At 62.5% G+C, this 21,125-nt stretch carries 27 protein-coding genes, 1 tRNA gene and 1 pseudogene; 14 read left to right on the forward strand and 15 right to left on the reverse strand.

Annotation, left to right across the window (positions count from 1 at the left end; translation table 11 throughout):
- Positions 1-11: 11 nt before the first annotated feature.
- Both ubiB and ubiE read right to left on the reverse strand, forming a co-directional pair.
- Positions 12-1,586 carry a 2-polyprenylphenol 6-hydroxylase gene (ubiB, locus tag AC1D08_RS19090; RefSeq protein WP_457150933.1) on the reverse strand — a complete coding sequence of 525 codons (1,575 nt, stop codon included), beginning with the start codon at positions 1,584-1,586 and terminating at the stop codon, positions 12-14.
- A gap of 70 nt (positions 1,587-1,656) precedes the next feature.
- Positions 1,657-2,433, reverse strand: a complete 777-nt coding sequence (gene ubiE / locus AC1D08_RS19095) for a bifunctional demethylmenaquinone methyltransferase/2-methoxy-6-polyprenyl-1,4-benzoquinol methylase UbiE (RefSeq protein ID WP_457150932.1) — start codon at positions 2,431-2,433, stop codon at positions 1,657-1,659.
- Between the two features lie 134 nt (positions 2,434-2,567).
- Between ubiE and AC1D08_RS19100 the strand changes: the two genes are divergently transcribed.
- The 3 genes from AC1D08_RS19100 (at position 2,568) to AC1D08_RS19110 (ending at position 5,003) form a co-directional block, all read left to right on the forward strand.
- Positions 2,568-3,542 (forward strand): adenosine deaminase, encoded by a 975-nt coding sequence (locus AC1D08_RS19100; protein WP_457150931.1) that lies wholly within the window; start codon positions 2,568-2,570, stop codon positions 3,540-3,542.
- Between the two features lie 147 nt (positions 3,543-3,689).
- Positions 3,690-4,319 carry a uracil phosphoribosyltransferase gene (upp, locus tag AC1D08_RS19105; protein WP_095084682.1) on the forward strand — a complete coding sequence of 210 codons (630 nt, stop codon included), beginning with the start codon at positions 3,690-3,692 and terminating at the stop codon, positions 4,317-4,319.
- Positions 4,320-4,439: 120 nt separating this feature from the next.
- Complete coding sequence (locus tag AC1D08_RS19110; protein WP_457150930.1) at positions 4,440-5,003, forward strand: TIGR02281 family clan AA aspartic protease; 564 nt, start codon at positions 4,440-4,442, stop codon at positions 5,001-5,003.
- A 24-nt stretch (positions 5,004-5,027) separates the two neighbouring features.
- On the opposite strand, the gene deoA is transcribed toward AC1D08_RS19110, so the two are convergent.
- The 6 genes from deoA to AC1D08_RS19140 all read right to left on the reverse strand — a co-directional run bounded on the left by deoA (position 5,028) and on the right by AC1D08_RS19140 (position 11,300).
- Positions 5,028-6,347 carry a thymidine phosphorylase gene (gene deoA, locus AC1D08_RS19115; RefSeq protein ID WP_477423754.1) on the reverse strand — a complete coding sequence of 440 codons (1,320 nt, stop codon included), beginning with the start codon at positions 6,345-6,347 and terminating at the stop codon, positions 5,028-5,030.
- The gene (locus tag AC1D08_RS19120) at positions 6,347-7,156 is read right to left on the reverse strand and encodes a purine-nucleoside phosphorylase (protein WP_184876839.1); all 810 of its coding nucleotides are present in this window, start codon (positions 7,154-7,156) and stop codon (positions 6,347-6,349) included. Before AC1D08_RS19120 ends, deoA begins: the two co-directional genes overlap by 1 nt.
- A gap of 46 nt (positions 7,157-7,202) precedes the next feature.
- A complete protein-coding gene (gene cdd, locus AC1D08_RS19125; protein WP_184876837.1) occupies positions 7,203-7,595 on the reverse strand; it encodes a cytidine deaminase in 393 nt (130 codons plus the stop codon).
- 63 nt (positions 7,596-7,658) lie between these two features.
- Entirely contained in the window at positions 7,659-8,630 is a 972-nt protein-coding gene (locus tag AC1D08_RS19130; RefSeq protein WP_095084677.1) for an ABC transporter permease, read from the reverse strand.
- Position 8,631: 1 nt separating this feature from the next.
- Positions 8,632-9,771, reverse strand: coding sequence for an ABC transporter permease (locus AC1D08_RS19135; protein ID WP_095084676.1), 1,140 nt, complete (start codon positions 9,769-9,771; stop codon positions 8,632-8,634).
- Positions 9,768-11,300 (reverse strand): ABC transporter ATP-binding protein, encoded by a 1,533-nt coding sequence (locus tag AC1D08_RS19140; protein ID WP_477227934.1) that lies wholly within the window; start codon positions 11,298-11,300, stop codon positions 9,768-9,770. The genes AC1D08_RS19135 and AC1D08_RS19140 overlap by 4 nt, the downstream gene beginning before the upstream one ends.
- Positions 11,301-11,541: 241 nt before the next feature.
- On the opposite strand from AC1D08_RS19140, the gene AC1D08_RS19145 reads away from it, so the two are divergent.
- Positions 11,542-11,748, forward strand: coding sequence for a SlyX family protein (locus AC1D08_RS19145; protein WP_184877134.1), 207 nt, complete (start codon positions 11,542-11,544; stop codon positions 11,746-11,748).
- A gap of 22 nt (positions 11,749-11,770) precedes the next feature.
- Entirely contained in the window at positions 11,771-12,169 is a 399-nt protein-coding gene (locus tag AC1D08_RS19150; RefSeq protein ID WP_095084673.1) for a hypothetical protein, read from the forward strand.
- Positions 12,170-12,233: 64 nt separating this feature from the next.
- On the opposite strand, the gene AC1D08_RS19155 is transcribed toward AC1D08_RS19150, so the two are convergent.
- The 4 genes from AC1D08_RS19155 to AC1D08_RS19170 all read right to left on the reverse strand — a co-directional run bounded on the left by AC1D08_RS19155 (position 12,234) and on the right by AC1D08_RS19170 (position 15,402).
- Positions 12,234-13,223, reverse strand: coding sequence for a BMP family lipoprotein (locus tag AC1D08_RS19155; protein WP_095084992.1), 990 nt, complete (start codon positions 13,221-13,223; stop codon positions 12,234-12,236).
- A 212-nt stretch (positions 13,224-13,435) separates the two neighbouring features.
- Positions 13,436-14,098, reverse strand: coding sequence for a peptide-methionine (S)-S-oxide reductase MsrA (gene msrA, locus AC1D08_RS19160; protein ID WP_457154672.1), 663 nt, complete (start codon positions 14,096-14,098; stop codon positions 13,436-13,438).
- A gap of 155 nt (positions 14,099-14,253) precedes the next feature.
- Complete coding sequence (locus AC1D08_RS19165; RefSeq protein ID WP_457154671.1) at positions 14,254-14,577, reverse strand: hypothetical protein; 324 nt, start codon at positions 14,575-14,577, stop codon at positions 14,254-14,256.
- Positions 14,578-14,697: 120 nt separating this feature from the next.
- Complete coding sequence (locus AC1D08_RS19170; protein ID WP_457154670.1) at positions 14,698-15,402, reverse strand: hypothetical protein; 705 nt, start codon at positions 15,400-15,402, stop codon at positions 14,698-14,700.
- A gap of 364 nt (positions 15,403-15,766) precedes the next feature.
- Here AC1D08_RS19170 and AC1D08_RS19175 point away from each other — a divergent pair.
- The 5 genes from AC1D08_RS19175 (at position 15,767) to AC1D08_RS19195 (ending at position 17,648) form a co-directional block, all read left to right on the forward strand.
- Positions 15,767-15,856, forward strand: a tRNA-Ser gene (locus AC1D08_RS19175).
- Between the two features lie 103 nt (positions 15,857-15,959).
- On the forward strand, positions 15,960-16,268 hold the full coding sequence (locus AC1D08_RS19180; protein ID WP_457154669.1) for a hypothetical protein: 309 nt from the start codon (positions 15,960-15,962) through the stop codon (positions 16,266-16,268).
- Positions 16,265-16,594: a hypothetical protein gene (locus tag AC1D08_RS19185; RefSeq protein ID WP_477423755.1), complete on the forward strand. Its 330-nt coding sequence runs from the start codon at positions 16,265-16,267 to the stop codon at positions 16,592-16,594. Before AC1D08_RS19180 ends, AC1D08_RS19185 begins: the two co-directional genes overlap by 4 nt.
- Complete coding sequence (locus AC1D08_RS19190) at positions 16,591-16,941, forward strand: hypothetical protein (RefSeq protein WP_477227953.1); 351 nt, start codon at positions 16,591-16,593, stop codon at positions 16,939-16,941. Before AC1D08_RS19185 ends, AC1D08_RS19190 begins: the two co-directional genes overlap by 4 nt.
- Positions 16,938-17,648 carry a pentapeptide repeat-containing protein gene (locus tag AC1D08_RS19195; protein WP_095084655.1) on the forward strand — a complete coding sequence of 237 codons (711 nt, stop codon included), beginning with the start codon at positions 16,938-16,940 and terminating at the stop codon, positions 17,646-17,648. Before AC1D08_RS19190 ends, AC1D08_RS19195 begins: the two co-directional genes overlap by 4 nt.
- Before the next feature lie 532 nt (positions 17,649-18,180).
- On the opposite strand, the gene AC1D08_RS19200 is transcribed toward AC1D08_RS19195, so the two are convergent.
- The 3 genes and pseudogenes from AC1D08_RS19200 to AC1D08_RS19210 form a co-directional block, all read right to left on the reverse strand.
- Positions 18,181-18,375, reverse strand: a complete 195-nt coding sequence (locus AC1D08_RS19200) for a hypothetical protein (RefSeq protein WP_095084654.1) — start codon at positions 18,373-18,375, stop codon at positions 18,181-18,183.
- The gene (locus AC1D08_RS19205; RefSeq protein WP_457155054.1) at positions 18,359-18,604 is read right to left on the reverse strand and encodes a hypothetical protein; all 246 of its coding nucleotides are present in this window, start codon (positions 18,602-18,604) and stop codon (positions 18,359-18,361) included. The genes AC1D08_RS19200 and AC1D08_RS19205 overlap by 17 nt, the downstream gene beginning before the upstream one ends.
- Before the next feature lie 234 nt (positions 18,605-18,838).
- Positions 18,839-19,067 (reverse strand): annotated as a pseudogene (locus AC1D08_RS19210) (hypothetical protein); the annotation flags it as partial.
- A 448-nt stretch (positions 19,068-19,515) separates the two neighbouring features.
- On the opposite strand from AC1D08_RS19210, the gene AC1D08_RS19215 reads away from it, so the two are divergent.
- From AC1D08_RS19215 to AC1D08_RS19230, 4 genes are all read left to right on the forward strand, one after another.
- A complete protein-coding gene (locus AC1D08_RS19215) occupies positions 19,516-19,929 on the forward strand; it encodes a hypothetical protein (protein WP_477423757.1) in 414 nt (137 codons plus the stop codon).
- Between the two features lie 134 nt (positions 19,930-20,063).
- Complete coding sequence (locus tag AC1D08_RS19220) at positions 20,064-20,306, forward strand: hypothetical protein (protein ID WP_477227955.1); 243 nt, start codon at positions 20,064-20,066, stop codon at positions 20,304-20,306.
- Positions 20,307-20,480: 174 nt separating this feature from the next.
- Entirely contained in the window at positions 20,481-20,687 is a 207-nt protein-coding gene (locus AC1D08_RS19225; RefSeq protein ID WP_457155682.1) for a hypothetical protein, read from the forward strand.
- 26 nt (positions 20,688-20,713) lie between these two features.
- Entirely contained in the window at positions 20,714-20,893 is a 180-nt protein-coding gene (locus tag AC1D08_RS19230; protein ID WP_095084649.1) for a hypothetical protein, read from the forward strand.
- The last annotated feature ends 232 nt before the right edge of the window (positions 20,894-21,125 follow it).

Below are 21,125 nucleotides of genomic sequence, written 5' to 3' on the forward strand. Positions count from 1 at the left end.
GTTGCTGGGCGCTATATGATCTTCCAGGCGATATAGACCAGCGTCAGCGCGATCACCCATAGCGCCAGGCGGCCGGAGCGGCTGTAGCGCGCCTCGGCCTTGCCGATGGCGCGGGCGGTGGTCTCGTCGAAGCGCAGGCCGTGCTCGGCCATCAGGTCGATCTCACGCGACAGGCGATCTGTGCGCGCTGCAAGCTCGGGCGCCTGGCGGGCCAGCGTCAGCAGCGCCTTGGCGCCATCGCGCGCATCGACCATCATGCCACGCGGGCCAAGATTGCCGGCGATCCAGCCACTGACCACCGGCTCGGCCGTCTTCCACATGTTGAAGGCCGGGTCGAGCGTGCGCGCCACGCCCTCGACCACCACCATGGTCTTCTGCAGCAGGATCAGTTCCGGCCGCGTCGCCATGTCGAAGAGTTCGGTCACTTCGAACAGCAGGGTCAAAAGCTTGGCCATCGAAATGGTCTCTGCCGGCTGGCCGTGGATCGGTTCGCCGATCGCCCGGATCGCTTGCGCAAAGGCGGCGACATTATGCTGGCGCGGCACGTAGCCGGCTTCGAAATGCACTTCGGCGACACGCAGGTAGTCGCGGGTGATGAAGCCGTAGAGGATTTCGGCGAGGAAGCGGCGCTCCTTCTTGCCGAGCCTGCCGGCAATGCCGAGATCGACGGCGACGATGGTGCCGTTTGCTTCGACAAACAGATTGCCCGGATGCATGTCGGCGTGGAAGAAGCCATCGCGCAGCGTGTGGCGCAGGAACGACTGGATGAGGTTGGCGGCGATTGTCTTCAGGTCATGGCCGGCAGCGGCAAGACCGGCAATGTCGTTCATCTTGACGCCGTCGACCCACTCCATGGTCAGCACGTCGCGACCGGTGCGCTCCCAGTCGACGGATGGCACGCGAAAGCCCGGATCATCCTTGGTGTTTTCGCCGAGTTCCGAAAGGGCTGCCGCCTCGAGCCGGAGGTCCATCTCGATCCTGGTGGTCTGCGCCAACGTCTCGGTGACCTCGACCGGCCGTAGCCGGCGCGACGACGGGATGTACTTCTCCTGCAGGTGGGCGGCGAGGAAATAACTTTCGAGATCCTGGAAGAAGTGGCGGCGCACGCCCGGCCGGATGACCTTTACAGCGACCTTGGTTGCAGAGCCGTCATGGACGGTTTCGGCAGCGTGGACCTGGGCGATGGAAGCGGCTGCGACCGGGTCGCCGAATTGCGCGTAGAGATCGGCGACCTTGCGCCCGAGCGAAGCCTCGATAGCCGCGATCGCCTCGGCTCTCGGGAAGGTGTGCATCTTGTCCTGCAACATGGCGAGATCGAGCGCCATGTCGTTGCCGACGACGTCGGGCCGTGTCGCCAGGAACTGGCCTAGCTTGACATAGGACGGTCCGAGCCGGACGACCGCCTTGGCCAGCCGGTCGCTGCGCTCGTAGGCCAGTGCGCGGCGGCGCGTGAACAGCCGCGCCAGCCGCCAGCCGAACTTCGGCAGGCCGGACAACTCCTCGCCCGGCAAGGCGGCGACGACGCCTTCGCGCACCAGCACCCAGCCCGCCCGTACGAGCCGAAACCCAGCGCTGACGGTGCTCATGGCCGTGCCCGTCCTACCGGTTCTTCGAACCGGCATGGCGCACGTCGACTGTGAGAAATGCGGTCCAGCCTCAAAGCTTCCAGCCCGAATGAAGTGCCGCGATGCCACCGGAATAGTTGCGGAAGGAGACGCGATCGAAGCCGGCGCGGGAGATCATCGTCGCGAAATTCTGCTGGTTGGGAAACCTGGCGATCGATTCGACCAGATAGGAATAGGGCTCGCCGTCGCCGGTGACCATCTTGCCGATCTTCGGAATAGCGTTGAACGACCAGGCTTCATAGGCCTTGTCGAGCAACGGCATCTCGACTTCGGAAAATTCGAGGCAGAGGAACCGACCGCCCGGCTTCAGCACGCGGAACGCTTCACTGAGCGCGACATCGATGCGCGGCACGTTGCGAATGCCGAAAGCGATGGTGTAGGCATCGAATGTGGCGTCGGGGAAGGGCAGTTCCTCGGCATTGGCCTCGACGAAGTCGGTGTTGCCGGACAGGCCTTTCTTCTCGGCTCGATCGCGGCCGACGTCGAGCATCGAGCCATTGATGTCGAGCACGGTGGCATGGGCATTGCCGTGGCTCGCATCGACGATCCGGAAGGCGATGTCACCGGTGCCACCGGCAACGTCGAGCACGCGCCAGCCCATTCTTTTGGGAGGATGGAGCCAGGTGACCATGGCATCCTTCCACAGCCGGTGCAGGCCGACCGACATCAGATCGTTCATCAGGTCGTATCGGTTGGCAACCTTGTGGAAAACATCGTTGACCAGGGACTGCTTGTCGCCAGCCCCTACACGCTTGAAACCATAGGAGGTTTCCATGCCGCCCGCGGCCGTGGTTCTCTCAACTGACATTTTTTTGATCCGTCATAAAACCGGCGGGACCATAGCCGATCGATGGTGCGGGCGCTATTGTTTAAGGCGCGGTGTTCAGCCGCGCTTCCAGGTGTTGGATTTTCAAGACTTGGACTGACCGACGGGATGATTGAATGCCTTTGAAAGCGGAATTGCACTGCCACATTGAAGGGGCAGCGGCGCCTGAACTCGTCATCCGCCAGGCGCAGAAATACGGCAAGGATACCTCGCCCTATATCCAGAACGGTTCATTCGTCTGGCATGATTTCACATCCTTCCTCGCGGCCTACGATTTTTCCGCCGATCTGTTCCGGACGGAGGAGGATTATGCGCGGCTGGCCGACCATTATCTGACCAGCCTCGCCCGCGACGGCGCTATCTATTCCGAGGTGTTCACTTCGCCCGACCACGCCACGAAGGCCGGGCTGTCGCCCAAGGCCTACACCGACGCGCTTGGCGAAGGCATGGCCCGCGCCAAGGCCAAGACCGGCATCGAGGGCCGCATGATCGTCACCGGCGTACGCCATGTCGGCGTCGAGTCGATCGAGCAGGCGGCACGCTTCGCGGCGCGCTGCGGGCACCCGCTGGTCACCGGCTTCGGCGTCGCCGGCGACGAGCGCATCGGCGACATGGAGGACTATGTCAGGGCCTTCGAGATCGCACGCGAGGCCGGGCTCGGCATTACCATCCATGCCGGCGAACTGACAGGCTGGGAGACCGTCAAGGCGGCGCTCGATCACATCCGTCCCTCCCGCATCGGCCATGGCGTGCGCGCCATCGAAAACCCGGACCTTGTCCGGCGCATTGCCGATGAGGGCATCGTGCTGGAGTGCTGCCCCGGCTCCAACATCGCGCTCAAGGTGTTCGACAGTTTTGCCGACCATCCCTTTCCGGCCCTGCAGGCGGCCGGCTGCAAGGTGACGCTCAATTCCGACGATCCACCCTATTTCTGGACCTCGCTGAAGCGCGAATACGATACCGCCGCCGAGCATTTCTCGATGACCGAAAAAGCGCTGACCGCCGTCACCAGAACGGCCATCGAGGCCGCTTTCGTCGACCGAAAGACCAAGACCGCGCTTCTTGCCCGCCTCAACGGCGCCTCTCGCTGATTTCTTCCGACAAAGCTGTGGTCGGTGCTGGCCAAACGGTTCCTTGGCCGGCGTATTGCCGCTAGGGTTCACTCAAGCAGCTTGAAGCGCGGCGCGTCCGAAAGGGACCATGCGCGCACATTCGGGCGCAGGCATCAGGAGAACACCATGCAGGGCGTCACCGTCGTCGACCATCCGCTTGTCCAGCACAAGCTGACCATCATGCGCAAGAAGGAGACCTCGACGGCCGGCTTCCGGCGGCTGCTGCGCGAGATTTCGCTGTTGCTCGGCTATGAGGTCACCCGCAACCTCGAACTGACGACGACGACGATCGAAACGCCGATCGAGACGATGGAGGCGCCGACGCTGGAGGGCAAGAAGCTGGTTTTTGCCTCGGTGCTGCGCGCCGGCAACGGCTTGCTCGAAGGCCTGCTAGACCTGGTGCCGGCGGCCCGCGTCGCCCATATCGGCCTCTACCGCGACCATGAGACGCTGGAAGCGGTGGAATACTTCTTCAAGGCGCCGAGCGACCTCGCCGACCGGCTGGTGATCGTCGTCGATCCGATGCTGGCCACCGCCAATTCGGCGATCGCGGCGATCGACAAGCTGAAAGGGCGCGGCGCCACCAACATCCGCTTCCTTTGCCTGCTGGCGGCGCCCGAAGGCATCGAGCGCTTCACCAAGGCGCATCCGGATGTTCCCGTCTTCACCGCTTCGATCGACCGCCAGCTGAACGAAAAGGGCTACATCATGCCTGGGCTCGGTGATGCCGGCGACCGCATGTACGGGACCAAGTAGTACCAGGCAAAGTTGCCTGGTACGATTTACCAAATGTTTACGCAAAGGCGTGGTTTTGGCGTGCGTTAAAGCGGCAATCACCATCCGGGCTTATGGATCGGCCGTCACGAAGGCCGATCCATGCTGCGCAAACTTCTCATCCTTGGCGTTTTCGCCGGCACATCGGCATCGATACCGATCGTGTATCAGTCGAATCCGCAAATCATCGAGAACCTGCTGAGATCGCCGATGACGGGCAAGGCCGCGGTCGAAGCCCAGCCGGACGTCAATCTGGCAGCGGTGCCCGACAAGCCGGTCACACCGCTGCTGCTTGGCCGAAAGGTCATCGTTACGGCTGACGAGCGCGGACATTTCTCGTCGGCCTTCAAGCTCAACGGACGTCAGGTCGACGGCATGATCGACACCGGCGCCACGCTGGTTGCCATCAACACCTCGACGGCACGCAGGATTGGCCTGTCGCTGAACCCTTCCGACTTCAGCCACGAGGTCAGCACCGCCAACGGCTCGATCAAGGCTGCGGTGGCAATGATCGACCGCCTGCAGATCGGCAGCATCACGGTCAATGACGTCCAGACCATCGTGCTCGACGACAAGGCACTGCAGACCAATCTGATCGGCATGAGCTTCCTCAATCGGCTTGGCAAATTCCAGGCCGAGAATGGGACGCTGCTGCTCGTTCAATAATCTGCCGCGCGGAAGAATTCGCAATCAGCCGCGTGGAAGAATCCGCCGGATGACCGACTTGTCGGCGGCCGGCTTCGAAGCACCAATCGCATAGGCCGAAATCACGGCGGCGGCGGCCGCCTCGGCATCGGCCAACGAGCGGGCATGGATCAGCGCCAGCGGCTCGCCAGCCCGAACCTCCGCGCCGACCGGCAGCAGCCTGGTGATGCCGACCGCGTGATCGACCTTGTCGTCCGGCCGCGTGCGTCCGCCTCCCAGGCCAACCACGGCGAGCCCGATGTCGCGGGTCGTTATGCCGGTGACGAAGCCGTCTTCGGTCGCCTTGACGGCAAACTCGGTCGCCGCCACAGCCAAGTATTTTTCCGGTTTCTCGATGAAATCGGCGGGACCGCCGAGCGCGGCGACCATGCGCGCAAAAGTGGCGGCAGCGCGGCCGCTGGCAAGCGTCTCAGTGGCGCGCCGCATGCCATCCTGGTTCGACGACACCAGTCCCGCCGATTGCAGCATCTCGGCGGCGAGCGCCAGCGTCACGTCCTCCAGCCGACGATCACGAAGACGGCCTGTCAGGAAGTCGACGGCGTTGCGCACCTCGACCGCGTTGCCGGCGGCCGAGGCCAGCGGCTCGTTCATGCCGGTGATCAACGCCGAGGCCTTCAGGCCGGCGCCATTGGCGATCTCGACAAGGCTGTTGGCAAGCGCGGTCGCGTCCCGCGACTTTTCCATGAAGGCACCGTTGCCGACCTTGACGTCGAGCACCAGCGACTGCAGCCCGGCCGCCAGCTTCTTCGACAGGATCGAAGCGGTGATCAGCGGCACCGATTCGACCGTGCCGGTGACATCCCGGATCGCGTAGAGCCGTCGATCTGCCGGCGCGAGGTCCGCGGTCTGGCCGATGATGGCGCAGCCGGTTTCAAGCACGGCCTTGCGAAACAGCGCGATATCGGGCTCGCTGGTATAGCCAGGGATCGCATCCATCTTGTCCAGCGTGCCGCCGGTATGGCCAAGGCCACGGCCGGAGATCATCGGCACATAAGCGCCGCAGGCGGCGACGATTGGCGCCAGCATCAGCGAGACATTGTCGCCGACGCCGCCTGTCGAATGTTTGTCGGTCACCGGGCCGGGCAGGTCCGACCAGTCGAGCACGTCACCGGATTCGCGCATCGCCAGCGTCAGCGCCACCGCCTCGTCGCGGCTCATGCCGTTGAAGAACACCGCCATGGCGAAGGCGCCGACCTGGCCGTCCGAAACGGCCCCTTCGGTGATGCCCCCGACGAAGCCGGCGATCTCCTGCGCCGACAGCTTCAGGCCATCGCGCTTGCGTCGGATGATTTCCTGGGGAAGCATCAGCTCTCCAGCAGTCCGTCGCGGAACACGCGCTGCAGGATCGTTGCCAGCCGCGCGCCGCCGACCGGCGCCATGTCCTTGGTCTCCTGGTGCGAAAGCTCGGCCCCGGTCATGCCGGCCGCCAAATTGGTGATGACCGAGCAGGCGGCGACCCGAAGTCCGAGGAAGCGGGCAAGAATGACCTCCGGCACGGTCGACATGCCGACCGCATTGGCGCCCATGATGCGCGCCATGCGGATTTCGGCGGGCGTTTCGAAGCATGGGCCCGAGAACCACATGTAGACGCCCTTGTGAAGTGCTGTGCCGGTCGCCTTCGCCGCCCGTTCGATCGCCTTGCGGATGCCGGCGTCATAGGCCTCGGTCAGGCCGACGAAGCGGCTGTCGCTGGGCTCGCCGATCAGCGGATTGGTGCCCGAGAAATTGATGTGGTCCGATATGAGCATGACCGAGCCCGGCGGCATGTCGGGATCGACCGAACCGGCGGCATTGGTGAGGATCAGCTTGGTGATGCCGATACCGGCAAGCACTTCCAGCGCCGGCCGCATCGCGGCCGCGTTGCCGTGCTCGTAGTAATGGGCGCGGCCGGACAGCATCAGCACCGGCACGCCGGCGAACAGGCCCGCCACCACTTGGCCAGCATGGCCGGTGACGCCACTTCTGGGAAAGCCCGGCAGGTCGGCGTAGGAAATGCGGATCGGATCCTCGATCTGGTCGACCAGCCCGCCCAGGCCTGAACCCAGCACCAGTGCGGTCGACGGCGCCAGGCCGTCGAGCCTTTCGACGAGATGGTCGAGCGCCTTTTCCTTCATCGCAGCCAACTCTTCATTGCAGCCAGTTCTTCGTTCAACCAGGTCTTCATTTCAAAATGTCGCCGCGGAAACCGTAGGGCAGCATGTCGCCCATGGTCACGGTCTCGGCCACGCCGGCATTGTCGCAGAGATAGAGTTTTGTTTCCGGCCGGCAAAATTCGGCCAGCCGCTGCCGGCAGCCGCCGCAAGGCGAGCATTTCGCCATGCGTTCGGCAAGGACGGCGATTTCCACGATCTTGCCGCCGCCACCCATGATGTAGTGGCCGAGCGCGGTGGTCTCGGCGCACCAGCCTTCCGGATAGGAGGCAATTTCGATGTTGGCGCCGGCAAAGACGCGCCCGTCCTCGGTGCGCAAGGCGGCGCCGACCGGGAACTTCGAATAGGGCGCATAGGCCTTGGCCATGGCAGCTTTGGCCGCTTCGAACAGATCATGCGACATTGGTTCGTTCTCTCCGACGATCGTGTCCAAAACCCGGCGCCTACGCCGGTCAGCGCTTCGACCTCAGCGTTCCTTGACGTAAGGCACGCCGCCGGCGCGCGGCGGGATCGCCTTGCCGATGAAGCCGGCGAGCAGGATGACGGTGAGGATATAGGGCAGCGCCTGCATGAACTGCACCGGCACCTTGCCGATGATGGGCAGCGGCGAGCCTTGCAGGCGGATCGCCGCCGCATCGAGGAAGCCGAACAAGAGGCAGGCGAACATGGCGTTGACCGGCTTCCACTTGGCGAAGATGAGCGCGGCCAGCGCGATGTAGCCCTTGCCGGCGGTCATGTCCTTCACGAAGCCGCCATTCTGCACCATCGACAGATAGGCACCGGCGATGCCGGTCAGCACGCCGGTGCAGATCAGCGCCCGGTAGCGCAGCCAGGCGACCGAGATACCGGCGGTGTCGACGGCGGCCGGGTTCTCGCCGACGGCGCGCAGCCTGAGGCCGAAGCGGGTGCGAAACAGCACCCACCAGGTGAACGGCACCATCAGGAAAGCGAGATAGACCAGGATCGAGTGGCCCGACAGAAGCTCGGCATAGATCGGTCCGATGATCGGCACGTCGTGGATGGCGTCGGCACCCGGCCAGGTGATGGCCTCGAAGCGCTCGCCCGGTTGCAACGCCGGCGTGCGCCCGCCTTGCTGGAACCACGCCTGGCCGAGGATGATGGTCGATCCGGCGGCGATGAAATTGATCGCCACGCCAGAGACGATCTGGTTGCCGCGGTGGGTGATCGAGGCAAAGCCGTGGACCATGGCAAAGGCGACGGAGATCAGGATGGCCATGCCGAGGCCGAGAAAGGCCGAATGGAACACGGAAGCGGCCGCGGCACCGGCGAAGGCCCCGACCAGCATCTTGCCTTCGAGGCCGATGTCGAAGATGCCGGCGCGCTCCGAATAGAGGCCGGCAAGGCAAGCGAGCAGCAGCGGGACCGAGAGGCGGATGGTCGAGTCCAATGTCTGGACGATTGCGTTGAACACATCCATCTCAGGCACCCTTCCCCTTGACCGCTTCCATGCCGACCGATCGCGGACTGAACGAAGCGAACAGCGCCTGGATGTACGGCCTGAACATGTGCTCGAGCGCACCGGCGAACAGGATGACCAGACCCTGGATGATGACGATCATGTCGCGGCTGATCGCCGGCATTTCGAAGGCAAGCTCGGCGCCGCCCTGGTAGAGCATGCCGAACAGGATCGCCGCCAGCACGATGCCGACCGGGTGCAGGCGGCCCATCAGCGCCACGGCGATGCCGACGAAACCGGCGCCACTGACAAAGTCGATCGCGACATTGTGCTGGTCGCCCATCACGGGGTTAAGCGCCATCATGCCGGCCAGCGCGCCGGAGATCATCATGGCGGTGATGATGATGCGGGTTTCCGAAATACCGGCATAGCGTGCCGCCTTCGGGCTGTGGCCGTAGGTGCGCATCTCGTAGCCAAGCTTGGTGCGCCAGATCAGCAGCCAGACCAGGAAGGCCATGACCAGCGCCAGCAGGAAGCAAACATTGAGCGGTGCCGAGCGGATCTTGGCGCCGAACAGTTCGATGATCCAGTTGAGCTTCGGCAGTTCCGCGCCGGCAAGGAAGTTGCGCGTCTGCGGCGCTTGCGACCCTGCCGGCTTCAAGGGGCCGACCAGCAGGTAAACCATGATCGAAGCGGCGATGAAGTTGAACATGATGGTGGTGATGACGATGTGCGAGCCGCGCTTAGCCTGCAGATAAGCGGGGATAAGCGCCCACAACGCGCCCACGACCGACGAAGCGACGATGGCCAGCGGAAATGTCAGCCACCATGGCAGCACGCTGTCGAAGGAAAGACAGACGACGGCGATACCGAGGCCGGCGATGTAGGCCTGTCCCTCGGTGCCGATGTTGAACAGGCCGCAATGCGCTGCCACCGCCACCGAAAGCCCGGTGAATATGAAGGTCGTGGCATAGAAGAGGGTGAAGGCAATGCCTGTGCCCTTGCCGAAGGCGCCTTCGACCAGGATGACCGCGGCGCGCAACGGGTTCTCGCCGACCAGAAGCACGACGAAACCGGCGACGACGAAGGCAACGAACAGGTTGATCAGCGGGATCAGGCCGTAGTCGGCCCAGGCCGGCAGTTTGGCGTAAGGCGTGCTCATTGGGCGGCCTCCTGGTGCTCGACACCGGCCATCAGCAGGCCAAGTTCGCCTTCGGTCGCTTCCGGGCCGCGCTCGCCAACGATGCGGCCGGCAAACATCACCAGGATGCGGTCGGAGAGCGAGCGGATCTCGTCCAGCTCGACCGAGACCACCAGCACCGCCTTGCCCTGGTCGCGCATGGCGATCAGGCGCTTGTGGATGAATTCGATGGCGCCGACATCGACGCCGCGTGTCGGCTGGCCGACGATGAGAACACCCGGGTCCTGTTCCATTTCCCGCGCCAGCACGATCTTCTGCTGGTTGCCGCCGGAAAAGTTCGCGGTCTTCAGCCGGCAGTCGGCCGGACGGATGTCGTATTTGGCGATCTTGTCCTTGGCATCGTTGCGGATGGCATCGATGTTGAGGAACGGCCCTTTCAAATAGCGAGGGTCGTCGTGATAGCCGAGGATGGAATTCTCGTTCTCCTCGAAGGCCAGCACCAGCCCGACGTGATGGCGGTCCTCCGGCACATGGGCGAGGCCGCGGTCGCGCAATTCGCCCGGATCGGCGGCACCCGTCAGGTCGATCGGCTTGCCGTCGAGCATGACCGAGCCGGAAACGGCGTGCCGGATGCCGGAAATCGCCTCAAGCAGCTCGGATTGCCCGTTGCCGGCGACGCCGGCGATGCCGACGATCTCGCCGGCGCGAATGTCGAAGGAGATGTCGTCGACCATGGTGACGCCGCGCGTATCCTTCACCGTCAGGTTCTTGACCGCGAGCTTGACGGCGCCAGCATCCGCCTCGCCCTTCTCGACCCTGAGCAGCACGCGCCGCCCGACCATCAGCTCGGCCAGTTCCTCGACGGTGGTCTTCCTGGTCTCGCGCGTCGCCACCATCGTGCCCTGGCGCATCACCGACACGGTGTCGGTGATGGCCATGATCTCGCGCAATTTGTGGGTGATCAGCACCACCGTCTTGCCCTGTTCCTTCAGCTGCCCGAGGATGCGGAACAGGTGGTCGGCCTCGGCCGGGGTCAGCACGCCCGTTGGCTCGTCGAGGATCAGGATCTCGGCGCCGCGATAGAGCGCCTTCAGGATTTCCACACGCTGCTGCAGGCCGACAGGCAGTTCCTCGATGATCGCATCGGGATCGACCTCCAGCCCATATTCGCGTTCGAGACGGTCGAGTTCAGAGCGCGCCTTGGCGATGCTCCGCTTCAGCAGCGCATCGCTCTCGGCGCCCAGAATGATGTTTTCCAGCACCGAGAAATTGTCGACCAGCATGAAATGCTGATGCACCATGCCGATGCCGAGCGCGATGGCGTCATTGGGTGTCTTGATCGAGGCCGGCTGGCCGCCGACGTGGATCTCGCCGCTGTCGGCCTGGTAGAACCCATAGAGGATCGACATCAGCGTCGACTTGCCGGCGCCGTTCTCGCCGACAATGCCATGGATGGTACCGCGTGCGATCTCCAGATTGATGTCGCGGTTGGCGCGCACGGCGCCAAAACTCTTGTTGATACCAATCAACTCGATTGCGGCTTGCGCCATGCAGCCTGTCCCACTCTTATTTTTTATCGCTTGGTCAAAACGCCTAGCATGACACTCCGCCCGTGCCAATTGGCGGAGCATTGGTCACTCTCGACAAATCCCGGTGTGCTTGTCAATTTCCAACGTGGCCGGGGCCTTCACATTCGCTACTATGGCAAAGGTGAAATTGACATCGCGGCGCAAGGCGTCGCCATGCACTGCGCTGCGAGGCATTATGCTGCCAGACTGGGGACTTTGAATGATCATGCCCGCCGACCGGCTGACGACGCTGGAGATCCGCGCCGCCGAACAGGAGAAGACGATCGAAGAACTATCCGGCCAGATCGCCGAGCAGTGGAAGGTGATCGAGCGCATGCAGCGCAAGCTCGATGCGCTGACGGACCGCTTCCTGGCGCTGGAGGAGCAGGCGGCGCCGGACGTGCCCATAACCAAGCCGCCGCACTGGTGAGGAAGAAGGGGAGGGGGAAGTCATGGCCAGTGAAAGCGATCGCGTCGCGCGGGCCGGCGACTATGTGCTCGGCCTGATGAACGATGCGGAACGCGAACGGGCCGAGCGCGACCTGGAGATCGACGCTGCCTTCCGCGATGCGGTCGTGCAACTTGCTGAACGCATGCACCTCTTCGACCGCGCCAAACCGGCTGATGGCGAAGAGCGTTGGACGGAGATCACGCAGCGCATTGCCGACCTGCCGCAGATGCGCACCTTCGGTCTGGGCGGCAGCGATGCCAAATCACCGACGGTGATCCGAAGCCTGTCGCAGGCGCCGCACGGCTTCGGCCTGCACGCGCTTGGCGGCCGTCGCGGATTTGCCGTTGCCGTCGGGCTGATCGTGGTCTTCGCGCTGGGTTATCTGGCGGGCAAGCTATAGCCAACGCAAAACCGCCGGGCTTGCGCCCGGCGGTTTGCAGATAATGGCTGTACGTCCGTGCCGATCAATACGGGCAGGCGTTGTCGGCGGTGTAGTCGTGCACTTCGAGCTTGCCGGCGATGATGTCGGCTTTGGCCTTTTCGACCGCCGCCTTCATCTCGTCGGTCACCAGCGCCTTGTTGTTGTCGTCCATGGCGTAGTCGACGCCGCCTTCCTTGAGGCCGAGATTCTCGACGCCACCCTTGAAGGTGCCGTTCTTGCCGTCCAGGAAGGCGGTGTAGACGGCAACGTCGACGCGCTTGAGCATCGAGGTCAGCACCTTGCCGGGCTGCAGGCCGTTCTGGTTGGAATCGACGCCGATGCCGAGTTTGCCGGCATCCGCCGCAGCCTGGAGCACGCCGACGCCGGTGCCTCCAGCCGCGGCGTAGACCACATCGGAGCCCTGGTCGATCTGCGTCTTGGCGATCTCGCCGCCCTTGGCCGGGTCGTTCCAGGCAGCCGGCGTGTCGCCGGTCATGTTCTGGATGACGTCCGTCGCGCCTGCCGACTTGGCGCCGCCGACATAGCCGCATTCGAACTTGCGGATCAGCGGAATGTCCATGCCGCCGATGAAGGAGACCTTCTTAGACTTCGAAGCCATCGCCGCCATGATGCCGACGAGGTAAGAGCCCTCATTCTCCTTGAATACCAGCGAGCGGACATTGGGCAGATCGACGGCATCGTCGATGATGGCGAAGTTGAGGTCAGGATATTCGGCCGCGACCTTCTTCAGCGCATCCTCCCAGGCAAAGCCGGCCATGACGATGGGGTTGCGGCCGTCCTCGGCGAAGCGGCGCAGCGCCTGCTCGCGCTGCGAGGCGTTGGACACTTCGAACTCGACATAGGCGACGCCGGTCTCGGTCTTGAATTTCTCGGCGCCATGAAAGGCAGCCTCGTTGAAGGATTTGTCGAACTTGCCGCCGAGATCATAGAGGATGGCCGGCTGGACATCCGCGGCGAAAGCCGGAAGAACCATTGCGGTTGCGGCCAGGAGGCCGAGAACGATACGTTTCATGTGATCCACACCCTGTCGGTTATTTTTTCCGTTACGCGCCGCATGCCGGCCCGGTTCTTCGGCAGGCATACGACATCAGCCAGGAGTGTATTCCCCTCCCGCTCGGCGGCAATCTGGCACGGCCCGAAACAAAATTCACGCGGAATTTTGACCTTTTGGAAAAGCATGGCGCGGGCAAGCCGCACTGCGGCTCGATCCTTGCGCCAAGGGCGTCAGGCGGAGATGGCAGCCGGGATCCAAGAGATGCCGGTGCCCTTGAGGTTGCAAGTGCCGTGGGGGTTCTTCGCGAGATATTGCTGGTGGTCGCCTTCGGCGAAGTAGAATTCAGGCGCCGGCGCGATCTCTGTGGTGATTCTGCTATGGCCGGCCGCGCGCAAAGCAGTTTCGTAGGCATCGCGCGAGGCGCTCGCGGCCCGTAATTGCGCATCCCCGAATGTGTAGATCGCGGAGCGGTAGGTGGTGCCGACATCCTTGCCCTGGCGCATGCCTTGCGTCGGGTCGTGGCTTTCCCAGAACAGCTTCAGAAGCGCGGCATAGGAGACGATTTTGGGGTCGTAGACGACCAGAACCACTTCGGCATGGCCGGTAAGGCCGGTGCAGGTTTCCTGATGGGTCGGATTGGGCGTGATGCCGCCGGCATAGCCGACCGCAGTGACCCAGACGCCTTCGAGCTGCCAGAACAACCGCTCCGCGCCCCAGAAACAGCCGAGCCCGAACAGCGCCCACTCAAAGCCCTCGGGATAGGGACCCTTGAGAGGCTTTTTCAGGACCTGATGCCTGGAAGTCGTCGGGATCGCCCGGGCGCGGCCCGGCAACGCCTCGGACGGCTTCGGCAGATTGAGCTTCTTGTTCAGCATGTCGCTGAGAAAGAACATGCGCGGTCTCCGATGGTGGGACACAAGAAGTGGTCTATCGTTCGAGCATCGGGTTTTCCCAAGAACCGGTGCCCGCTTTTGGGTCCGCCCCTATATCTCTTTGTTTTGACGCAATTCCGGACGGAAAACCGTTTCACACTTTTCCTGGAATTGCTCTAGGTGGCGGCGAACTGTCCAGGGCGTCGCTGCCGCCTGTAGCCGATCGCATAGAGCAGGAGGGCCAGCACCGCGAACACGGCGAAGCCCGGCTGGTTGAGCACCCAGGCGATGGCGACGTCCCACAGCAGCGGACCGGCCTTGGTTCGCACCAAGGTTTCGAAGGCGGCCCGCGTGTCGGGCGAGACCGCCAGCCAACTGGCGTTGAGCGGGGTCAGCACCAGCGCCGAAGCCGCCACGGTGCGCGTCGCGTCGAGCACCGCCATGATGACGGAAATCGACAGCGCGACCATCGAGGCAAGACGAAAGAGCAAGCGAAACATTCAGGAACCTTTTCCTTCCGGCCAGTCCTCAAGCTCCTGCCGAGGGTCGTCCGGTTTCAAACGAGAGATAGAATGCGCGTGCCAGGTTCGCAATCGCCATACGCGAATTTGAAGTCCGGCCTATGCCGCCGGCTTGCGTTTGCGCCGATGGACGCGCCAGACGGCGAAAAGGCCACCAGCGATGGCGCCGACGACCAGCCCGGCCATGCCGATGAACACGGCAAAATAGCCGCAGGCGCCCTCGAAGCAGCTCATGTCGGTGGCATCGGCAATCACCGAGCCGGCGAAGAATCCACCCACGGCGCCGATGACAGCGCCGAGGATGATGCCGAGCAGGGCGGCGACAACCGAGACGAAGACAGGCGGGCTTTCGGTTTCAGGATTGGCGTAGACGGTCCCGGCTTCGGAACCGCGGCGCAGCAGATAAATGCAGAGAACCCCGATGGCGATCTCGGCAGCTGTGACCACAAGCGCCTGGCCTGAGAAGACGAAATCGGAAATCGTCAGCACATAGGCCTGCCTCGCCAGCAGCCAGATGATGGTGGCGATCTGCCAGATGGTGAAATGACGCGGGAAGCGGGCGGAGCGGCCGAAGGCGAGGCCGAGCAGATAAAGCCCCCACAGGATGGTGATGATGTCGACGGCGAGCCCGCTATGGACGAGATAGAAGACCCTGTCCGGCAGGCCGTAGTCGCCGACCAGTCGCCAGCCGGAGATCAGGCCGTAGACCGACCATGCCATGACGAAGACGAGCCATCCCGGCGGCACGAAGGACAGGCCGCTGTCCGGTCGCCTCGCTGGCGTCTGTCCATTGCTCGATGTCATGTCCGGACGATGCCCCCGCAAAGTCTTTCCACCACGAGACAGGCGACCCCGGGCGAAGTCAAGCGCCGCCAGCCTTGCGGCCTTGCCTGTGCACATCATTCGGGTGGCGGCGCCTCAAAACGGGGGCGCCGGCAGGCTCGCGAAACGCTGTGTGGCCGGCAAAGCGAATAGACTGCCGTTATGGCTTGGCATTCGGCGCCGGATCGACTAGATGAGCCCCGCGCCTGTTGCTTCGACGGCTCAGGTGCAGGGGAGAGGCGTTCGCTGGTTGGCGGCGCCGGCGCGGAGTTCCACGCCATAGTCCCAAGGGAGGTGCATCTCCCCAACCCGCGCGGCGAAACCGGCCGGCGCGACATGCATGGACGGAGAGGTGGCCGAGTGGTTGAAGGCGCACGCCTGGAAAGTGTGTTTACGGGAGACCGTAACGCGGGTTCGAATCCCGCTCTCTCCGCCAGATTTCTCGCATAACAGGCTGATTTTGTAGGGTATTTGTCGACGTCCTTTGCCTCCTTCCCAATGCGTTTCCCAAGGAAAATGCAACCGAAGGAGACCGGATTATGCACCGCTTTTCTGACCAGCCTGAAAGCCCAATCCTCGGGAGACTCTCCCGTCGCGCCCTATTTGTTGGAGCAATCGCCTCCGTTCCGGCCATTGCTTCAGCGGCGTCGGCGTCGCCCGTCCTGCCGCGCGAATTGCCGGTCCAGCGGGTCAACCGCCTCGCTCGGGAACTTGCCGAGGCAATGGATGACTGGTTGACCGACATCAGCCACTCTGACCATCCACGTGCCTTGTGGAAGGCACACGTCTGGCCGGCCTCAACTGGCCTCGGCATCTACTATGAAAACCACGATAGGGGCTTGTCATGAACGCGCACAAGCCCATCCTGCAGCCTCTCGGCATGCCGAAGGGTATGGATCCCCGCCAATGGCGCCAGTCGGTCGAGAAGCGCCTCAACGACTTTCGCGCCATGTCGCTGATCACCGCGCTCGATCTCATGGAAGTCGATTGCGACCTGGAGGAGACAGCAGACGACGAGCCGTCGCTCGGCTGCCTCGATGATCTGGAGCTCGACCACTGCGACGACGAGGACGGCGGCGACTTGGAAGGGTACTGCCCGGGAGACTACGGCGAAACCGTCATGTGGCCCGACGATCTGGAATCTCAGGAAGTGCTTGCGAGGAGCGGCATATGACCCTGCTCGATCCAGGCGCCGTACCACGTGCGATCAAGCCGAGCAACGACATGATCGTTCTGCCGTTCCTCCACGCTTACCGCAACAACTTCGGAATGATCCCTGTGCGCACTCAAGACGATTTCATGCTCGTCTCGCCGTCGCACTACGACCCTGAGCGCTACCCGCCGGGCTTGCATTCAATAGGTCCGACGCCCACCATTTTAGCCCGCTGCCTCAACGGTGGCGGGCTTTTCATTTGGCGGTGGGGACTAGCGGGATTAGCGGGCAAAATGCCGTCGCTTTCGAGTGTCAGCAGATATGGTAAGGTTGATTGTCGGCGAGTAGCAGAGGTCCAGCAACAATGACTTTGAGACGAACCAGAGCTTACGGCGCATCCGGCTTGGTTCTAGCGGTTTGCATTGTATTTGCTTGGCAGAACGCCACTGCCGCTCAAAATTGCGACGCAGCCGCGACGCCTGGCGTCAATTGGCAGGACTGTGACAAAAAGCTTCTCATCCTAACAGGAGAGGACCTGAGCGGGGCGAACCTGTTCGGTGTTGATTTCACGTCGACCGACCTCAGGAACAGCAATCTCCTTGCGGCGAATTTTGAGAAGGCAACGCTTGTGCGTGCTTCCCTGGCCGACTCGACCGCCAAAGGCGCCCGGTTCGACAAAATCGAGGCCTACAGGACCGACTTCAGCCGTATGGACGCGCAGGGCGCTGTGTTTACGAGCGCGGAAGTGCAGCGCTCGAATTTCCAGGACGCCAATCTGACCAATGTTGATTTCACAAAGGCGGAATTGGGGCGAGCGCAGTTCCATGACGCCAATATCAGCGGCAGCCGCTTTTCGTTTGCCAATCTCGCGCGGGCGGACTTCCGAGGAGCGACGTTCACCGCGCCGATAGACTTTGACCGCGCTTTTTTCTTTCAGACCCGTATCGAGGGCCTCGATCTTTCCAATTCGGCGGGTCTGTCCCAGTGGCAGCTCAACATGGCTTGCGGAGACGCCCGGACCGAGTTGCCTTCTGGCTTGACGAGGCCTGAAGATTGGCCCTGTAGCGAGCCATAGGCTCGGCGCCGTGTCGCTGCCGGGGCTGAAATCGTCATGCGCGCCCTTGCGGGGGCGAAGCTTGCTAAATCCGTGTCTTGCGGGAGACGCCATATTCAATCAAGCGATCGCGCATTTCATTCAGAGCTCTTGCATATGGCGTCTATCTGCTGTTTCGCTAGGGTTGTCCGGCGGCGGCGCCGGGGTGCGGCCTAAGAAGGCTTAGGCTCAAGTTCAGGAGGCGGCGCGTTCGGGTCGGGGCAATCAGACGATTGCTCACACGGAGAGGGCCTATCGCCAACGCCGCCATAGCGTTCCACAAGTTTTGCGAATCCGTAGGCGAAGGCGGACAGAAGCGCCAGGATAACCACTATTCGGACGGCCATACGGGATTGTAGCAGGTCATCCCGCATCCCTCAGATATTCCTCTCGATATGAGCCTCGATCGGATTTGGGCGCCGTAGTTCAAATCTTTTAGCTGCCATAAATGTCAGCACGATAGCGGCAGCTATCGTTGCAATCACGGTGGCGGTGCTGGCTAGACTTCTCACCATCACTCAAAGCCTACCGCCCGCTTCGGCTTCGGCGTGATTTCCTCGATCCGCGCCTTAACGTCGTCCTGGGCCATCGCCTGTTCTAGCGCCTCTGCTTCGGCCTTGTCCTTGGTGGTCAGCACTGTCCGCCAATGCGGCTTCTCAAACACGCCAACGATGTAAGTGGTCCTTTCGGGCTCAGGTCCGGCTGGCATACTTCACCTTGCCCCACTGGCTGCATTGAGGACACAAAGGACGGAAATAGGCCAGCTTGTCGCCGGGAATATTTCCGCAACTGGTGATCGTCAGGCTGCCGCCATTGAACCCCTCCAGGCTGTAGGATTCCCAGGTCCCGCTGAGGGGCTGATGGTCTTCTCGTAGTTTCAGATAACCGGTGCGACCGCATTCGCACACCAGCTTTTCCCGTAAAACAGTTGAGAGCACTTGGGACTGCCTTCCACGATTCGGCAAACAAGCCCGACCGTCCGTGCGACCCGTTCTTGATACGATGGCCGGTGCGGCCTTGGGGCTATCTTGGGGATGCGAAAGCCGCACCGGTCACTGCGGGAAGGGGTTGCGTTCCCCGCGCTGCCAAAACTATGGGCATATTAGAAACTTCGCAATTAAGCCTATTGGCGGGACTAAGACTGAAGTCCCAGCCCGCGCGCTACTCAGCCGGGGGCATCGCACCGGACCCATCACATTCCATGGGATAAACTCGACTTCCTTCCCGTCACTTCCCGAACGGCCTTCAACAGCCCCTCATGCAAGACACGCGTAGCGCGGTAGTGCTCGCAGTGTGGCGATATGAACGGCTTCACGATGCTCCAATGCAGCGCTTCCGCTGCCACGAGAAAGCGCTCGATTTCAGCCTGCGATAATGCTTGGCCGGTTTCGATCTAGCCATTGGCGAGCTCCGTTTGAAGGGTCGCTGCAACGAAGGGATGGCAAGTGCCGAAATGTGCAACGATGCTCAATCGCGTGCGTCTTCGGGACGGTTGACCCCGGCGCCGATCACGGTCAACCTCTGGCAATTCGGGCATCGTAAAAGGTCGGAAAATGAGGCGCAGACATGAATCGATGCTCGTTATGAGAACCGCGATTGCTCTGCTCTCCTGCCTGGCCATTTCGGCCTGCGGTATGGCCAAAGCCGCGAGGGAAACCGGGCAGACGTTCGACAAGTATGGGTGCCTTGCTCGTGACTTCAAAGGCCAACCGCCTTGCAAACCTGAAACTGCAGCAGCGCCCTGACGAGGCAAGCGCCATGCATTGGTGAGCCATTTTCGGGCACGGACAACCGAGGAAACCTCCGCCTGGCCAAGCTCGGAAGGGCCTATGAACAAGTCGTTGCCGACGTGGCGAAGCAGTTCGATCCTTCCGCCGAGGTGAAGGTCGGCGAGTGGGTAAAAGGGCCGGATGGCCTTAGAGAGGTCGACGTACTGATCACAGGCACCGTGGACGGCGTGACGAGGCAGATCCTGATCGATGCTGCCGATTCAAAGCGTCGCGATCTTGCCGCGGATGTCACCTTGATATGCAGCAACGCGGGCTTTTCGAAGGACGCCATGCGAAAGGCAGGTCGGGTGGGAATCGGCTTGATCGGAGTTATGAGAGAGCCCGACCCTAGGATTCGCTATAAGGTGTTCGACGAGAAACGATTTCCGGTCATTCTAGAGCGCTTTAGCCTAGACATAGTGCCCATTTTCATCGTTCGTGGCCCGCCACCATCATTCGACGACGCGTTGAAATCGCTGGTGATTTCTGACTAGCTTAGGTCTCCCTGCTTCTTTCCCTGCTTGGCTGGCCTGCTCAAGCAGAAAAGTCCACACCGTAAGGGAGTGGGCCAATCTGAACGAAAATCACAAGCCGGAGGAACCAGGAGCGGGGTGGAGCGTTTCCTCGCGTGCTCAAGAAAATCGCCCTAGCTACCGTCCTGATCCAGGTCGCCGCCGTTGCGGCGCTCATAACTCAGACAGTGCTCTTCACCTCAACCACCGCTACCCAAGCCGCGAACGTGCAGCCTGGCGAAACTGTTGCAGTCACAGGGAAAGAATGCGCTGAGGCGACGTGGCCAGATATTCCGGAACATTGCCTGAAACGAACCAAGGCAAGAGTGCGCACGCTCGTCCTGAGCGCAGGGCAATAGAAAAGCCCGCCATCGTGGTCTCACTGTCATGGGGAAGAGATCTCCGTTGCAGGGTTCGTGGTAACCAAGACTCTATTCGTGATCTCGGTGCCAGGCCTCAACGGGGGAACGATCTGCTCCGTCATGAGTTAGCACTTCATGATGTACACCCCGGAGCACAGTGGACGCGGCGCAATGGCCGATCTCATGATCTTGGAACTGGCCAAGGCCAGACAGCGCGTCAAGCGGGCGGAGTCCGCCCTCAGGCGCGCCAAGGAAATGCTGGATGAAGACTGCGGAGTCGGGATCAATCTCGCGCTCTGCGGCAGAATACGGGCCGCTCAGCGGCGTGTGATCGAGGCCCGAGAGCGCCTGACGAAGATCGATCCACCGGCATCGTAGTGCTCCATGATTTTGGGATTGTTGCCATGATGATCGCGACCTTCAACCTTGAAACCGCGAGAAACGGCGACGTATATCGCGCCGCAAGGCTTGCGATGCTGACGCAGCAGGTGATGCGGCACATCGAGCGCACGGACGCCTCGGCGCAGAAAGTCGAGCAAGTGCTGGCCACATTGGCTGAAGCAAACGCGCTCGTGCGGCGATAGGGCCACACGTCAAGCGCAATCGGCCAACGCCTCCAGAATCCCCGATCCCGGTTGTCGTTGCGCTCGATGGCTTCGGTCAGGCAGGTCAGCGATTGTCCGGCTAGCCGCAGCGGGAAGCATCACGCGGATCGTGGCGAACGCTTGTGCCGGCGCTGGGCAAGGTTGCATAGTCCAACAGGGACTCAGCAGGCTGTGCGCATCGGCTCGGAGCAATCGTGATTGGACTTTATGA

This window comes from Mesorhizobium sp. P2_E6, assembly GCF_056403835.1.

What these genes read in the sequence shown, in the direction of transcription:
- ubiB (WP_457150933.1), bottom strand. Translation starts at nt 1,586, where the DNA reads ATGAGCACCGTCAGCGCTGGGTTTCGGCTCGTACGGGCGGGCTGGGTG.
- ubiE (WP_457150932.1), bottom strand. Translation starts at nt 2,433, where the DNA reads ATGTCAGTTGAGAGAACCACGGCCGCGGGCGGCATGGAAACCTCCTAT.
- AC1D08_RS19100 (WP_457150931.1), top strand. Translation starts at nt 2,568, where the DNA reads ATGCCTTTGAAAGCGGAATTGCACTGCCACATTGAAGGGGCAGCGGCG.
- upp (WP_095084682.1), top strand. Translation starts at nt 3,690, where the DNA reads ATGCAGGGCGTCACCGTCGTCGACCATCCGCTTGTCCAGCACAAGCTG.
- AC1D08_RS19110 (WP_457150930.1), top strand. Translation starts at nt 4,440, where the DNA reads ATGCTGCGCAAACTTCTCATCCTTGGCGTTTTCGCCGGCACATCGGCA.
- deoA (WP_477423754.1), bottom strand. Translation starts at nt 6,347, where the DNA reads ATGCTTCCCCAGGAAATCATCCGACGCAAGCGCGATGGCCTGAAGCTG.
- AC1D08_RS19120 (WP_184876839.1), bottom strand. Translation starts at nt 7,156, where the DNA reads ATGAAGGAAAAGGCGCTCGACCATCTCGTCGAAAGGCTCGACGGCCTG.
- cdd (WP_184876837.1), bottom strand. Translation starts at nt 7,595, where the DNA reads ATGTCGCATGATCTGTTCGAAGCGGCCAAAGCTGCCATGGCCAAGGCC.
- AC1D08_RS19130 (WP_095084677.1), bottom strand. Translation starts at nt 8,630, where the DNA reads ATGGATGTGTTCAACGCAATCGTCCAGACATTGGACTCGACCATCCGC.
- AC1D08_RS19135 (WP_095084676.1), bottom strand. Translation starts at nt 9,771, where the DNA reads ATGAGCACGCCTTACGCCAAACTGCCGGCCTGGGCCGACTACGGCCTG.
- AC1D08_RS19140 (WP_477227934.1), bottom strand. Translation starts at nt 11,300, where the DNA reads ATGGCGCAAGCCGCAATCGAGTTGATTGGTATCAACAAGAGTTTTGGC.
- AC1D08_RS19150 (WP_095084673.1), top strand. Translation starts at nt 11,771, where the DNA reads ATGGCCAGTGAAAGCGATCGCGTCGCGCGGGCCGGCGACTATGTGCTC.
- AC1D08_RS19155 (WP_095084992.1), bottom strand. Translation starts at nt 13,223, where the DNA reads ATGAAACGTATCGTTCTCGGCCTCCTGGCCGCAACCGCAATGGTTCTT.
- msrA (WP_457154672.1), bottom strand. Translation starts at nt 14,098, where the DNA reads ATGTTCTTTCTCAGCGACATGCTGAACAAGAAGCTCAATCTGCCGAAG.
- AC1D08_RS19165 (WP_457154671.1), bottom strand. Translation starts at nt 14,577, where the DNA reads ATGTTTCGCTTGCTCTTTCGTCTTGCCTCGATGGTCGCGCTGTCGATT.
- AC1D08_RS19170 (WP_457154670.1), bottom strand. Translation starts at nt 15,402, where the DNA reads ATGACATCGAGCAATGGACAGACGCCAGCGAGGCGACCGGACAGCGGC.
- AC1D08_RS19180 (WP_457154669.1), top strand. Translation starts at nt 15,960, where the DNA reads ATGCACCGCTTTTCTGACCAGCCTGAAAGCCCAATCCTCGGGAGACTC.
- AC1D08_RS19185 (WP_477423755.1), top strand. Translation starts at nt 16,265, where the DNA reads ATGAACGCGCACAAGCCCATCCTGCAGCCTCTCGGCATGCCGAAGGGT.
- AC1D08_RS19190 (WP_477227953.1), top strand. Translation starts at nt 16,591, where the DNA reads ATGACCCTGCTCGATCCAGGCGCCGTACCACGTGCGATCAAGCCGAGC.
- AC1D08_RS19195 (WP_095084655.1), top strand. Translation starts at nt 16,938, where the DNA reads ATGACTTTGAGACGAACCAGAGCTTACGGCGCATCCGGCTTGGTTCTA.
- AC1D08_RS19200 (WP_095084654.1), bottom strand. Translation starts at nt 18,375, where the DNA reads ATGCCAGCCGGACCTGAGCCCGAAAGGACCACTTACATCGTTGGCGTG.
- AC1D08_RS19225 (WP_457155682.1), top strand. Translation starts at nt 20,481, where the DNA reads ATGGCCGATCTCATGATCTTGGAACTGGCCAAGGCCAGACAGCGCGTC.
- AC1D08_RS19230 (WP_095084649.1), top strand. Translation starts at nt 20,714, where the DNA reads ATGATGATCGCGACCTTCAACCTTGAAACCGCGAGAAACGGCGACGTA.